A 13,266-nucleotide genomic window follows, 5' to 3' on the forward strand; every position below is an offset into this window, starting at 1 on the left:
GCTCGACCGACGATTCCGGCACGCCTCGGGCCGGTTTCACAAATCTGTACCCCGCAGACGGGCATAGTGCCCTTTGAGTAGTGTGAGCGCGTCCATCCAGCCACGGGGTTTCCCCGAACGCCAGGAGGTCACTGTGCCAAGTTGGGATGAAGGAATGAAGTTGACGCGTCGCCAGGTGATCGCCGGCGGCGCCACGACCGTGGCGATGTCCGCCGCACCGGGGGCGTCATCGCTCGCCGCCGAACTGGCGGCATCCCCGCCGCCCAGGCCGCCGGTCATCAGCACGGTGGCCTTGACCGTCAACGGCGCGCGCCGGGAGCTTGAGCTCGACACGCGGACCACGCTGCTCGATGCCCTGCGCGAACATCTGGAGCTGACCGGGACCAAAAAGGGCTGCGACCACGGTCAATGCGGTGCCTGTACCGTGCTGGTCAACGGTGAGCGCATCAATGCCTGCCTCAGCCTAGCGGTGCAGCACCAGGGCGATGCCATCACCACCATCGAAGGCCTCGGAACCCCCGATGACCTGCATCCGATGCAGGCCGCCTTCATCAAGCATGACGGTTACCAGTGCGGGTATTGCACGCCGGGGCAGATCTGTTCGGCGGTAGCGGTACTGGACGAGATCACGCGGGGTGTCCCCAGCCATGTGCAGGCGGACGTCAGCGCACTGCCCCAGGCCACCAGCATGGAAATGCGCGAACGCATGAGTGGCAACCTCTGCCGATGCGGCGCCTATTCCAACATTGCCGAGGCAATGCAAGAGGTCGTTGGCGTGACCTCTGCAGGGAGGCGCTCATGAGGGCCTTCAGTTACGAACGCGCGAAATCCCCAGCCGAGGCCGCCAAAGCCGTGGCCGGTACCGAGGGCGCGAAGTTCCTGGCCGGAGGGACCAACCTGCTCGACCTGATGAAGCTGGAGGTCGAGACGCCAACGCACCTGGTCGACGTGCAGGACATCGGCCTGGACAGGATCGAACCCACCGACGAGGGCGGCCTGCGCATCGGCACGCTGGTCACCAATACTGCACTGGCCTCGCATGAGCGCGTGCGCCGCGACTACGCGGTGTTGACCCGCGCGATCGTGGCAGGCGCCTCCGGGCAGCTGCGCAACAAAGCCACCACCGGCGGAAATCTGCTGCAGCGCACGCGCTGCCCGTATTTCTACGACCCCCATCTGCCCTGCAACAAGCGCCTGCCCGGATCAGGCTGCGGCGCGCTCGAAGGGTTCTCCCGGCAGATGGGCGTGATCGGCACCTCGGACAGCTGCATCGCGACCTATCCAGGCGACATGGCGGTGGCCCTGCGGGTGCTGGACGCCTCGATCCAGACCGTCAGGGGTGACGGTAGTACGCGCAGCATCCCGATCGCCGATTTCCATCGTTCCCCCGGCGACAGGCCGCAGCAGGACAACGTGCTGCAGCGCGGTGAGCTGATCACGCACGTCACGCTGCCGGAACCCCTGGGCGGTCGGCACGTTTACCACAAGGTACGTGACCGCGCGTCCTATGCGTTCGCACTGGTGTCGGTCGCCGCGGTCGTGCAGCAAGACGGCTCGGCGCGGTTCGCCTTCGGTGGAGTTGCGCCGAAGCCGTGGCGCATCGAGGCAGCCGAACCCCTGCTGCGCGACGGCGTAAAGGCCGCGGCCCGGCAGGTGTTCGCCGGCGCCCGTCCGACGCGGGAGAACGCGTTCAAGATCGCTCTCGCCGAGCGCACCCTCGCAGCCGTGCTGGTGGAAGGAGAGCACTGATGCCCCTTGAATTCAACACCCCCGCCGGTGACAACCTGTTCGACAAGGCGAAGGTCGTCGGCAAGTCGACGCCGCGCATCGACGGCCCACGCAAGACCACCGGCACCGCCCCCTATGCGTATGAGCGCCATGACGTGGCACCGAACCAGGCCTACGGCTATATCGTCGGCGCGGGCATCGGCAAGGGGCGCATCATTTCGATGGATGCCTCCCGCGCACGCGCCGCCCCGGGCGTGCTGGCGGTCATCACCGCACCGGAGACCAAGCCGGTCGGCAAATCGAACTGGAACAATGCACCGCTGTTCGGCGGCCCCGACGTGGCCCACTATCACCAGGCCATCGCCTGCGTGGTGGCAGAGACCTTCGAGCAGGCCCGCGCCGCCGCGGCATTGATCCGCACCCGCTATGAGCGCGGCAAGGGCCGCTTCGATTTTCCCGCACTGGCGCCGTCCGCGCCGCTGGCAAAGGGGCGCGATGGCAAGCCCGACCGGCAGGCGCTGGGCGATTTCGACACCGCCTACGCGAGCGCCGCGGTCAAACTCGACGAGACCTACCACACCTCCGACGAAAGTCATTCGATGATGGAGCCGCACGCCACCATCGCCGCCTGGGAGGGCGACACGCTCACGCTCTGGACGGCGAACCAGATGATCGACTGGGCCAAGCAGGGCATGGCGGCGATCCTCGGCATCGATCCTGCCAAGGTGCGCGTGGACTCGCCCTATATCGGCGGCGGCTTCGGCGGCAAGCTGTTCATCCGTGCCGACGCGGTGCTGGCCGCGTTGGCGGCCAAGCAGGTCGGGCGACCGGTGAAGATCGCGCTGCAACGGCCTTTGATGGCCAACAACACCACCCACCGGCACGCAACCATTCAACGCGTCCGGATCGGTTGCGCGAAAGACGGCAGGATCTCCGCCATCGCCCATGAGAACTGGTCGGGCAACATCAACGGCGAGGACGGCGAGAACGGCACCCTGCAGACGCCCAAGCTCTATGCGGGCGCCAACCGCCTGGTGGCCAACTACATCGCCACGCTCGACATGCCCGAAGGCAATGCAATGCGCGCGCCGGGCGAAGCGCCAGGCCACATGGCGCTGGAAGTGGCGATGGACGAGATGGCCGAGAAGCTGGGCCTCGACCCCATCGCGTTCCGCATCCTCAACGAGCCGGAGGTCGTACCCGGCGACCCGTCCAAGAAGTTCTCCGACCGCAACCTGGTGCGCTGCCTGCGCGAAGGCGCCAAGCGCTTCAACTGGAACAAGCGCAATGCCAGGCCGGCGCAGGTAAGGGAAGGGCACTGGCTGGTCGGCATGGGCGTGTCCGCGGGGTATCGCGGCGCACCGACGATGAAGTCGGCGGCGCGGGTGCGGCTCGACGGCCAAGGCGGCGTGATTGTGGAAACCGACATGACCGACATCGGCACGGGCTCCTACACGATCATCGCGCAGACGGCAGCCGAGACCATGGGCGTGCCGCTGGACCGGGTCCAGGTGACCCTCGGCGACTCTCGTCATCCCGCCTCCGCCGGTTCCGGCGGCCAGTGGGGCGCGGCAAGCTCCACCGCAGGCGTGTACGCGGCGTGCGTCAGCCTGCGCCGCAAGGTGGGCGAGAAAATGGGCTTCAACGGCGACACCGCAAACTTCGCCGATGGCCGCATCCAGGCGGATGGGCGGACCATCAAGCTGGCGGAGGCGGGGACACTGTCGGCGGAGGACGGCATTGCCTTCGGCGACTTCAAACAAGGCTACGACGTCGGCACCTACGCAGGGCATTTCTGCGAGGTCGCCGTGCATGCCTACACTGGAGAGACGCGCATTCGCCGCATGCTTGCCGTATGCGATGGCGGCCGGATCCTCAATCCGCTGTCCGCACGCAGCCAGGTCATCGGCGGGATGGTGATGGGCGCGGGTGCGACCCTCATGGAGGAACTGGTGGTCGACAAGCGGCTTGGCTTGTTCATCAACCACGACCTGGCCGGCTACGAGGTTCCCGTGCACGCCGATATTCCGTACCAGGAAGTGGTCTTCCTCGATACGCTGGACCCGGTGATCTCGCCGATGAAGGCCAAGGGCGTGGGTGAACTGGGCATCTGTGGGGTCGGCGCCGCGATCGCCAATGCGGTCTACAACGCAACCGGTGTGCGCGTACGCAGCTATCCCATCACCCTGGACAAGCTGTTGCCCGGCTTGCCCGACGTAGGCTGACGTTGCGCATGGACCGATCCGAGGCCTCGGCCACTCTGGAGGCCTCCGCGATAGGCGGAGGAGGGCTCAGGGATGCTGCCGGGCAATTGTCCGCAGCACCGGGCTTCCTCACCGAAGGAAGCCCGCGGAGCGTGCTCGAGACGGCCTTGACGCGCGCGCGCGCGGGGGATCACGCCGTGCTGGCGCTGGTACTGGAAACCGATGGCTCCACCTACGCCGGTGCCGGCGATATGGTGCTGTTCTGCAACGGCAGCCAGGTCGGCTGGCTGAGCGGCGGATGCCTGGAGCCCGAGCTCGCGCGACGCGCAGAGCAAGTAAGCGCGGCAGGGCAGGTCGATTGGATCGAGATCGACACGCGCAGTGACGAGGACCTGCTGAGTGGGTCCGCGCTTGGCTGCCGTGGTCGGCTGCGGATTGCACTTCTGCCATTGCGTGCCATGGCCGGCATCGACGTTGTCATCGAGGCATGGCTGCGCGAGGGTGTGCCACTACAGCGCGAGCTTCGCGCATCGGGGCAGATTGTTTTCCGCGCGGGCCATCGCGAGCGGACGTGGCAGCTGCATCCGATGGACGGTATGCAGCCCTTTGGTGAGGGGGCGTGGTGTTTGACGCTGCCCCGGCTTCCGCGGGCCCTGATCCTGGGGGGCGGTCCTGAAACGCCCTTCCTGGTTCCGTTGCTGCGTGGCCTGGGGTGGCGGATCAGCGTGGCCGAACGGCGAGCGCGCTGGGCCTCAGCGGGGCAGGGCGCGGATGCACAGGTGCAGACCAGCCCGGCCGAGGCCCTCCATGGCGACCCGTGCGACGCGGTACTGGTGATGCATCACGATTTCGAACTTGACCGGGAGGCGCTGGTGGCCCTGGCTGATACCAAAGTCGCGTTCATTGGACTGCTGGGTCCGCAGCGAAGGCGCGAGGACTTATTCAAACTGCTGACTCCGGATCAGCGCCACCGCCTGTCCCCGAGACTTCGATCACCGGTTGGCCTGAAAATCGGCGGCCGAGGGCCAGAGGCGATTTCGCTCAGCATCGCCGCGCAGCTGCAGCAATGGCGAAGCGCGCACGGCAGGTGACCGACCCGCATGCGGTCGTCGTGCTTGCTGCCGGCGGGAGCACCCGACTTGGCCAGCCCAAGCAGCTTCTAACCCGGCAGGGCGAGACCCTGGTACATCGCGTGGTCCGATTGGCGCTGGAGCTCGCGCCAGCGCAGGTGCTGGTCGTAGTAGGCGCGAACGCACAGGCAGTGACATCCAGCATTGCCGGGCTGGATGCCACCCCGGTAACCAACCACCACTGGGAACGCGGCCTGGCGAGCAGTCTGCAGGTTGCCGGCGCACACCTGCTGCCGACGGTGAGCGCGGTGATGGTCGTGGCATGCGACCAGCCCGCAATCGAGCGTTCCCATCTGCAGGCGCTGCTTTCGGGTGCCCGCGCCACGACGTCAGGGTGCGCTGGCACCCGTCACGGGAGTGCGCTTGGCGTTCCCGCGGTAGTGCCGCGCGCCTGGTTCACCCCTGTGGGTGCAGCCGGTGACCGCGGCTTCGGAGCGCGCCTGCAGCAACTTCCTGCCGATATGGTGCATGTCCTACAGACACCGGAACTGGGCCTCGATATCGACACGCCAGAAGATCTTGCGCGTGCGCGCGATGCGGGCTGGATCGATACTGAGTGAGTTGCACGCTCACCTGCCGGGCGTCCGCGAAAGGTGTATTGCGATGGGCTACCGGCCCAGGGTTGCCGTCTACGGAGTTCGCCTCACGGCAGGTTCGCTTGAGACGGTTGCAACGGCGTGGCCGAGGGAAGCGCCCCGGCGCGAAGAAGAGCCAATGCTGTACCGCCTGGACAGTGACCGTGCCGCCGCTGATTCTGCGAGCGCAGCGAGTGGAAGCGGCGGCGGCACGGGCGCGGTCATGGCGGCAAGTAGTGGAGGCGCCATCGTGCGCGTAGGTGAGCGCCCCATGGGCACGTCCCCGGAATCCAAACCCTACCCGCCAAGCTTCTGATTAACGTGACGCATCACGGGCAGCGGTCGCGCGGCGAAAACACCCAGCCGCCGTCTGCCGCCATTTGCCTATAGGGCCTGCCTGCGAAGCACTGCACGTTGGTCGATGGCTGGTCGCCGCAACGGGAACCGGGGAGGTTCTCCCAGCCACCGTTGATTCGGCGGAACATCATCCCGTTGATGCAGCGCATCCCGTCACTTTGGCGACTGACTGTGGCCTCAGCTTGCTGGCGCCGCGCCCTGATTTCCGCAAGGTCCGCAGCCGTGGGGCGCGTTTCAGCTTCGGCCCGCACCGGCAGTTCCGTACGCTGCGATTCCGCAGGCTGGCCAGCGCCAAGAAATCGCTCGTTCCATGCACCGTTGGTGCGGCCAAGCATGAGGACGCCAAGCGCGCCAAGGCTCAACATCGTGAGAAAGCCGGTGATCAGCCACGGGAAGTTCCAGCGGCTGCGCTGGATAGGCGGCAGGTATTCCGGTCGTTCGCGTTCCATACGTCCCCCTAATCGTCCTGCGAGCATTCTAATCAAAGCGAAGGCAACCTTTGTGGAAGCGCTCAATTAGGTAGGGCGAGCCCCAGGGTGCCGAGGCACCTTCAGCCTGCGCGCTGACAGGCACGCTCGGGCCTGGACACCATCGGATAGAATCCGCAGAAAAAGGTGGAGGCAGGGATGACGATTGGGGGACTCATTGAAGCTACAACTGCTTGCGGCGCGTTCAACCTGTTTCATGAAGCACAAGCAATCATCGGGCGGATCATCTTGGCCCTTCTTAAAACTGACTACCTTTCCGCAGTCGCGACTCTGGCTGCAGCATTCTTCGGTGCACGCTTCGCATTCCAGTTCCAGCAGCGAGAGAAAGCGAAGGAGCTCCGGGAAGTTCAAATCGCGAAGGCAAATGCTGGACTCCAGCGAATCTTGCGGATGGTGAACATTGTAGGTAACTACAGAACAAAGGTTGTGGACCCGGTTCGCCATTTGGGGCTCGGCGCTGCAATCAGCATGAGCGCTACAATTTCGGAGGATGTGAGCAGGGAGCATTTCGAAGTAACCGATTTAAGCTTCATGGTTACGAAGGAGGAGCAAGAAGCCGTGTTTGATCTGTGGCTTGAGGAGCGCCGCTTTCACACTCTCATGCAGGCCATCGACCGACGATCAAAGCTACATCTTGATGAGTATCAGCCAATTGCCGAGGCAAAGAAGCTCCATGAGAGAAAAGACCTCACGTTGAATGATCTGCGCGTCGAGGTCGGCCCCCGAATTATTGACGGGCTCATTACCCTTACCGAGTACATCCTTAAGGATGTAGATGCCACCCTGGCATCCTTGATCGCGGCGAAAGATGGGCTTCGGGCGGCCTTGGAGCTGCGATTCCCTGGCGAAAAATTCCTGAACTTCGAGCTCCCAAAGGTGGAGGCAAACGAGCAATCAGTCAAATAAGCCATAGCCTTTTCCCGTAGGCGCGGCGCCCCTACGGGAGCGCCTCACACGCGCTGACGCGGCCTTGGCCCACGGCTCAGGTAGACCACATTGGAAGTTTCGGCGTCGGAACCGGGGCCGCACACGCCCAACCGCCTTTCCCGGCGAATTCTGAGCGCCTCGGCAAGGTTGATCACGCTGGATTTCGTCGTGGAGGGCGCATTTCGGCTTGGGACCGATGAAGTAGCTATCTCGGCTCGGGCCTCGGCCATCATTCGTCGCCATTCCCGCGCAATGTTGCAGGTCAGGGACCACCAGGTCATGTCGCACGGTTCAAGCTGGTGACCCTCCGGGGTGAACATGTGCCCACCTTGGAAGCCGAAACCGGCCCAAGGGCCGGTCAGGTCAATTCTGTCGTGCGGATCCATCTCGATCATGCTGCAAGCTCATCTGTCTGCCGCACCGAAAACGCCCGGCCTCTAACGCATTGATTTTAGAAGATATGGATGGGGTGAGCTTAGCCTCTTCCTGGCAGCTTCCGTCCACCAAAGATGCCCGATATTTCCGGAAGTCCACCAAAGATGCCCGATATTCCCGGAAGTTCACCAAAGATGCCCGATATTCCCGGAAGTTCACCAAAGACGCCCGGCATTTCCAGAAGTACATAAATAACGCCCAACAGTTCCGGAAGCCCATAAAACACGCCCACGACTGCCGGGGGTTCATTAGAATTGCCAATTAGCCCACGCGGCGGCAAAGCCTCCCCTTGTGTTGCGTACTCGCATGAAGGCTACTGCCGTTCGCAGTCCGGCACGAGACAGTGCCGTTGCCCCAATGATGGCAAAAATTGCTAAGAACTGCCTGCCTTAGGATTTCTACTGGATTCTAGCTGTTTTTCGAGGTGTCACCCAGGCGACCCGGACTTCTCTCAAGGAACGGGCGGAACCCTGAAGCTCGATGACCGGATACCCACCTGAAGGCAGTACATCCTTCGGATTCAGCTTGAACACCCTTGCAAGCGTCAACGCCAAGCCTTCCTCATAAGCGGTTGCCAGAACCCACACAAGCGCGTCGACCAAGGCGGATCTTCCCTTAATGCTGTCCAATACCGAAGCGACGATTACGGAAGGGGACCTATCCGGCTTGTCGTTCGCGATACCAAAGGCCGCAGCGGCCAGCTCCAGCGCTGTGCCGCACGCTAACGTTACCATCGGGTCGACAACCGAGAGATTGAGCCAAGTCGCGCCGCTGGCAGAAACACCATAGGGAGCTAGGAACGACTCGTGCCGCTCTACCTCAGTGGGCCCTTGGGTGTCGTAGTGCGTTGAGCGGAAGCTCAGGACAGATAGGCCTTCAAGTCCGACCCTGGCGCATGCCGCTGCAGTGGCCCGCGTCAAAGCATCGTAGGCCATCAATGGGAGCGGAGCGCACATGAGGCCCGAGTTGCCGCCAATCATTGCCCAGCCCCAGAACGCCCCTGGCTCCGGATCGTCAGCGGATGGCTGGAAAGCCTCATACCTTACGTGAGCATTGCCATCGTCCTGGTGGACGGGCGGCATAGGAGTCGTTCTATCAATCAGGCGCGCCAGAGCTGAAGGCCAGCTTTGCGCATCACTGGGGAAGTGAATCACTCGGCCTGCCCGCTGGCGTGATGCCCAATGAAGGTAGTCATCCACCCACTGCGACACTTCACGAGCGGGAAATTGCCTGACGTCCAGTAGCGCTGTGTGGGCGTCGATTGGCTGAAATCCACAAGTACAAGTCCCGAGACCACCGGAGTGGTCAAAACTGGTGCCCAGCGTCCTTCCGCATGCCTCGCAGTGGCTGATGAGCTTCTCGCCATGCCAAGGGCACGCAGAGATGGAAGGAAGGAGAAATAGTGAACAATGGTAGCCGTGAAGTGCGCATGCGGGGCACCGCATATATGGAAGCTCACTACCCGCGAGAAGTCGAAGTGATTGAACTGGAAGCCACGCGGCCGGATTCCATAGATTCTTCGTTGTGACGTCACGGACTTCGATGGCTGACGCAAAAGTATCCTGCACCCGGCCCGGCAGAAGCAAAGGGCGGAGCATGGAGCGCCCAGTCTTACGCCTCACCCCCATGATCATGAGTTGCTCACTTGTTGGCATGCCCAGTGCAACGATCCGCTGCAGCACGCCGTAGCCCGATATGTATGGATAGAACTCATGCTCTGCGCCGACAATCCGAGGCGTAGAAGGATTTACGGCGCGAGAGCTATTCATTGCTTCCCCCTACCTGGTTTGCCGTATTCTGTATCTTCTCAATGATGGCGATTGCCTTGTCGGACATCTTCTCGCGCATGCGAATGAACTCGGTTCGCAGGTACCCGACATGCACAAGCGCAGCACGGACGTCAGATGGAGTGAAGCGTTCGAAACTCTGCTGAAACCAAGCGTTCGTTAGCAGATTCCGCACGGTCGATGTGAAGGAGCACATCGGCCAGCCACTATGTTCGGGAAGTCCCACCTCCCTCCGGAGGGCGGACACAGCATCGCAAATCATCTCCGTTTCAGATTCCAGCCGCCATCCGCGATCAAATGCGTCGGTGGCGAAGTATCTAGAAAATGGCATGTCCTCTGTCGGCCACCATGCTGCGCCGTCGTAGCGCGACAGGGCATGCCTGACCTCATCTCGCGCCGCAAGAGGAAGAAATGGGGCTGAGTCCAGAAACCACCGGCGAACAACATGTGACGGATGGTGCTGCCACATGTCGCCAAGCTCGATGCCCTGCTGGTCACTTTGGTACACAAAGACCAAAAAGAGAGTAAGCCTGTCCTTGCTCATCAAGTTATCAAGATCTTCTAAGCACTGAAACTCAAGATTGGTGAGCCGTTGAGCACTGTCGATGAACAATACGTACCTGCGTACGTCGGCGTGCCCACACGCGGCGCGCATGTGATTGTGTATTCGTGCCCTCAGCTCGTGAGGCCTGGCCGATGACCAGCGCGGCATTCCCAGTTGATGTGAAAGCGCGTGCCAGAAGCTCAGCGGGCTCCTGCATGCATCTGAGGTTGCGACGATTGCCCTGGCCACACCTGCGCGGCGTCCGTCCTCCACGAGCCAGCGCCAGTCGGTTTCGACTAGATAGTCTTGCGCCGTGGATTTGCCAACCCCGCTCTCTGAATAAAGAGAGCACCCATGATGACCCTGCTGAATGTTGTACAGAACGAAATCCGCCATGCGTTCGACAGGCTTCGTGTTGATACGGTAGCCAGACTCAATGAAAAGTGGATGGTCGGGGTCAAGGCGACGGACGGCCATGATGGCCTCCGCAAGGTCCGATCTAGTCATCAAGATTCACCTTGCCTCCCCGGGGGACTCTTACCGGGATGTGAGCTGGCTGGGACCGAATGTCGGGCAGACGGCCGAAGTGCAACTGCTGCAAGCGCGCAAGTTGGTCGACTGCGGGTTGGGACGTGTCTGCAGTAGATCGAAGATGCGCTATGAAGGCTTCAATTGCACACTCCACGCCAGCGATTGAGAAATCACTGCGCTGTTTGGACCAACGACAGATGATCCTTCGCGTCCTCTCGTCATGCGGCGCGCGCGACCAAGGCGCTCGCGCGGTAGCCACTCCGAATGGCACGGTGGCACTTTGAAGTAGCACGATTGAACGAAGATCGCGCCTATTCACGCGCGCAAGAATCCTGGTGCCAATCAGTCCCCATTTATCGTTAAGGGAAGGGGATCGGTAGTCCGCATACAAGTAGGTGACATGGGGCAACTCCCCATTATCCTTGTTGCCTTTTACGGGCAGGCTTACGATTGTCGAAGCCATATCTGCAGCATCCAGGCCACAGGTTTCCGGCGCAAACGCAAACGCTGACTCTTTGCGATTCGTGAGATACGCTAGCGGCGTCATCTGTCCGAGTGCGGAGTGAGGCGTCGCGTTGTAGTTGGCTATGATGACGTCCAGGAGCTCCTCGAGAAGGTGCATCTGGATGGGATGGGCATCCGGAGAGAAGTTGCTGATCCTGATCTTGTTTTCCCCCAGCCGTTTGGCGGGCTCAAAACCGCCGGGGATCTTACGCAGCGCACCACGTTCCAAGCGCGAGAAGAATTGCTCTACAATGGGTCGTGAGCGCGGTGTGTGCGACTTTCCGAAGATCATCACACCTCCCCGAGCCCTGCAGAATGCTGCTTCGAGTGCATGGGCCGAGTGCGCAAGGAAGTTGTCCAGTGCGACAGCGGCCGAGCGCGTGACTATCGGCGTTGCTGCCTGATAGACGGGCATTCCAGCGCCAGGTGCGTAGAAGAGGTCCGGGATCGTCAGGTCCCTGGGAGCCCAGGGTTCCATTGACTTGGACAAGCAGAGCGCTACATCAAGATTGTCATAGCTCTGGCCGACACAGAGAAGCCATCCCGTTACCGCCCTGGATTCAGTCTCTATTTCGATGAGAAGCCATAGCCGTGACACTTTGCGCGTAACACGCGCGCCATTGGGCATATCGATGGAGATCTTGCATTCAACATCGATTTGGTGCGCGTCAAACTCCGTTCTGGCGAACAGGCCCATCCGTACTGCTTGCTCCAAAGCGACAGGAGCGTTCGATGCCGATTGAGGTTCATAAAGGTCCACGTCGGCTACTGCCGACTGCCGCCGCTTGAGCAAAGCAAGCAGCGAGCGCTTCCCCTTGCCAGGATCGTTCAGGGGGAATTTGTCCTCCAGGTTGTGCTGCTTCAGCTCCGCAAGGACTCGTTGGTGCAATTTTACGAACGCGCTTGGAGGGCGGCCCGGCGGCAGATGGGTTGCAAAGCCATCGATCAAGGCTTTAACACTTGGCACAGCTTCGGAGACTTTGTGCCACGCAAATCTTCCTGGAACCAGCGGCAATTCCGCGGGTTCGAAGGAAAGCTCAGTCGAGTAACTGCCCCATGGAATGCATACGCGAAATCCGTGCGGCATGCCATCGTGGGCTATCGTGGGCGCTTTCATTGCCATGCGCTTCAGGCGTTTGTGGCAGATTCCATATCTCCGGGATATAGCGGTGATGGTGGAACGGCCCAGAAGCAAGGCGGTGAGTGCTTCCTTGGCCACGCGGAACTTGGAGAGATGATCTGGTGCAATATCAACCGGATGTGGGGAGTACCACTCGTCGAGTGTCGCCTGATCATAGATTTCGTACCTAGCCATGACGCACCTCCACGAGGGCATCCGGATCCCCTGGGCGATAGTCCACGAGTTGTACGCGGCCGGTGTAGACGAGGCTTGCCACTGCGCAAGCCACTGCGAACCGGGCCTGGCCCGTCTGCAGTTGTAATGCGCTCATGGTGAGGCGCTCAACGTTCTGGAGCATGTCCTCAATCCTCACTTCCAACTGCCTGGCCCCCGCGATCTTTGCATTGGCCCAGACAAGCGGAAGTAGTTCGTAGGCAACAGCGACCTCGCTGGCGCGAGATGCCAGAGAGTTTTCGTGGACAAGTCGCAATACGAGCCCTTGATTCAAGGCCATGTGGATGAGCTCGTCATCTGCGGGAAGCTTGACTAAGCCAACGCTCAGTGAAGCCACCCGTTTTGTAGGGATTACAAACTGGTAGTGCTGGGTGCCATCCCTCCGCCCGACCCAGAAGCTCAACTCAAGGTTGCGCTTCTCGCCTACCGTGATTCGACGCGGCCTCTCAACATACATCTCCACCTGGGGGTCAAATTCGAGCATCAGCGCCTGGCAAAAGTTGACCAGGTCGGCCACCGTTACGGTCCGCCCATTCTTCGGGGACTGAAATACAAAGATTTCGCGGCGGTCGCGCTTGCCGCGTGCTAGCTCGAGAGGGGAATGGGGCAGATGCCCCTCACGGCGGTCTTCGTCCGTCGGTTTGGCGGTCGCGCTTTTTCCTGCGGTCATCATCCTGCTCCTCAGCCGTCGGCTTGCGAACG

General features: G+C 61.9%; 11 protein-coding genes. 6 read left to right on the forward strand and 5 right to left on the reverse strand.

Annotated features, from left to right (window positions below; all coding sequences use genetic code 11):
* Positions 1–154: 154 nt before the first annotated feature.
* Genes paoA through N7367_RS00485 form a run of 5 tightly spaced genes read left to right on the forward strand, consistent with a single transcriptional unit; the run spans position 155 to position 5,622 of the window.
* Positions 155–802: an aldehyde dehydrogenase iron-sulfur subunit PaoA gene (paoA, locus tag N7367_RS00465; RefSeq protein WP_279941493.1), complete on the forward strand. Its 648-nt coding sequence runs from the start codon at positions 155–157 to the stop codon at positions 800–802.
* Entirely contained in the window at positions 799–1,749 is a 951-nt protein-coding gene (locus N7367_RS00470) for a xanthine dehydrogenase family protein subunit M (RefSeq protein ID WP_053515781.1), read from the forward strand. The genes paoA and N7367_RS00470 overlap by 4 nt, the downstream gene beginning before the upstream one ends.
* Positions 1,749–3,953 (forward strand): aldehyde oxidoreductase molybdenum-binding subunit PaoC, encoded by a 2,205-nt coding sequence (gene paoC, locus N7367_RS00475; protein WP_279941494.1) that lies wholly within the window; start codon positions 1,749–1,751, stop codon positions 3,951–3,953. Before N7367_RS00470 ends, paoC begins: the two co-directional genes overlap by 1 nt.
* Positions 3,954–3,961: 8 nt before the next feature.
* Complete coding sequence (locus N7367_RS00480; RefSeq protein ID WP_279941495.1) at positions 3,962–5,023, forward strand: XdhC/CoxI family protein; 1,062 nt, start codon at positions 3,962–3,964, stop codon at positions 5,021–5,023.
* Positions 4,999–5,622 (forward strand): nucleotidyltransferase family protein, encoded by a 624-nt coding sequence (locus N7367_RS00485; RefSeq protein WP_279941496.1) that lies wholly within the window; start codon positions 4,999–5,001, stop codon positions 5,620–5,622. Before N7367_RS00480 ends, N7367_RS00485 begins: the two co-directional genes overlap by 25 nt.
* Positions 5,623–5,966: 344 nt before the next feature.
* Here the strand turns inward: N7367_RS00485 and N7367_RS00490 are convergent, their stop codons facing one another.
* A complete protein-coding gene (locus tag N7367_RS00490; RefSeq protein ID WP_279941497.1) occupies positions 5,967–6,443 on the reverse strand; it encodes a hypothetical protein in 477 nt (158 codons plus the stop codon).
* 177 nt (positions 6,444–6,620) lie between these two features.
* On the opposite strand from N7367_RS00490, the gene N7367_RS00495 reads away from it, so the two are divergent.
* Positions 6,621–7,388: a hypothetical protein gene (locus N7367_RS00495; protein WP_279941498.1), complete on the forward strand. Its 768-nt coding sequence runs from the start codon at positions 6,621–6,623 to the stop codon at positions 7,386–7,388.
* A gap of 44 nt (positions 7,389–7,432) precedes the next feature.
* Here the strand turns inward: N7367_RS00495 and N7367_RS00500 are convergent, their stop codons facing one another.
* The 4 genes from N7367_RS00500 to N7367_RS00515 all read right to left on the reverse strand — a co-directional run bounded on the left by N7367_RS00500 (position 7,433) and on the right by N7367_RS00515 (position 13,234).
* Positions 7,433–7,804 (reverse strand): DUF3653 domain-containing protein, encoded by a 372-nt coding sequence (locus N7367_RS00500; protein WP_345781883.1) that lies wholly within the window; start codon positions 7,802–7,804, stop codon positions 7,433–7,435.
* 1,801 nt (positions 7,805–9,605) lie between these two features.
* Complete coding sequence (locus N7367_RS00505; RefSeq protein ID WP_072167141.1) at positions 9,606–10,652, reverse strand: ATP-binding protein; 1,047 nt, start codon at positions 10,650–10,652, stop codon at positions 9,606–9,608.
* A 22-nt stretch (positions 10,653–10,674) separates the two neighbouring features.
* On the reverse strand, positions 10,675–12,525 hold the full coding sequence (locus N7367_RS00510) for a hypothetical protein (protein WP_024956856.1): 1,851 nt from the start codon (positions 12,523–12,525) through the stop codon (positions 10,675–10,677).
* Complete coding sequence (locus N7367_RS00515; RefSeq protein ID WP_141653547.1) at positions 12,518–13,234, reverse strand: hypothetical protein; 717 nt, start codon at positions 13,232–13,234, stop codon at positions 12,518–12,520. Before N7367_RS00515 ends, N7367_RS00510 begins: the two co-directional genes overlap by 8 nt.
* Positions 13,235–13,266: the final 32 nt, after the last annotated feature.

Source organism: Stenotrophomonas sp. GD04145 (assembly GCF_029835135.1).
Classification (GTDB): Bacteria; Pseudomonadota; Gammaproteobacteria; order Xanthomonadales; family Xanthomonadaceae; genus Stenotrophomonas; species Stenotrophomonas maltophilia_P.

Bases quoted from the DNA above. Each gene is read 5' to 3' on its own strand.
- N7367_RS00505 (WP_072167141.1), bottom strand. From the start codon at position 10,652: ATGGCCGTCCGTCGCCTTGACCCCGACCATCCACTTTTCATTGAGTCT.
- N7367_RS00500 (WP_345781883.1), bottom strand. From the start codon at position 7,804: ATGATCGAGATGGATCCGCACGACAGAATTGACCTGACCGGCCCTTGG.
- paoC (WP_279941494.1), top strand. From the start codon at position 1,749: ATGCCCCTTGAATTCAACACCCCCGCCGGTGACAACCTGTTCGACAAG.
- N7367_RS00485 (WP_279941496.1), top strand. From the start codon at position 4,999: ATGGCGAAGCGCGCACGGCAGGTGACCGACCCGCATGCGGTCGTCGTG.
- N7367_RS00495 (WP_279941498.1), top strand. From the start codon at position 6,621: ATGACGATTGGGGGACTCATTGAAGCTACAACTGCTTGCGGCGCGTTC.
- N7367_RS00510 (WP_024956856.1), bottom strand. From the start codon at position 12,525: ATGGCTAGGTACGAAATCTATGATCAGGCGACACTCGACGAGTGGTAC.
- N7367_RS00470 (WP_053515781.1), top strand. From the start codon at position 799: ATGAGGGCCTTCAGTTACGAACGCGCGAAATCCCCAGCCGAGGCCGCC.
- N7367_RS00515 (WP_141653547.1), bottom strand. From the start codon at position 13,234: ATGACCGCAGGAAAAAGCGCGACCGCCAAACCGACGGACGAAGACCGC.
- N7367_RS00480 (WP_279941495.1), top strand. From the start codon at position 3,962: ATGGACCGATCCGAGGCCTCGGCCACTCTGGAGGCCTCCGCGATAGGC.
- paoA (WP_279941493.1), top strand. From the start codon at position 155: ATGAAGTTGACGCGTCGCCAGGTGATCGCCGGCGGCGCCACGACCGTG.
- N7367_RS00490 (WP_279941497.1), bottom strand. From the start codon at position 6,443: ATGGAACGCGAACGACCGGAATACCTGCCGCCTATCCAGCGCAGCCGC.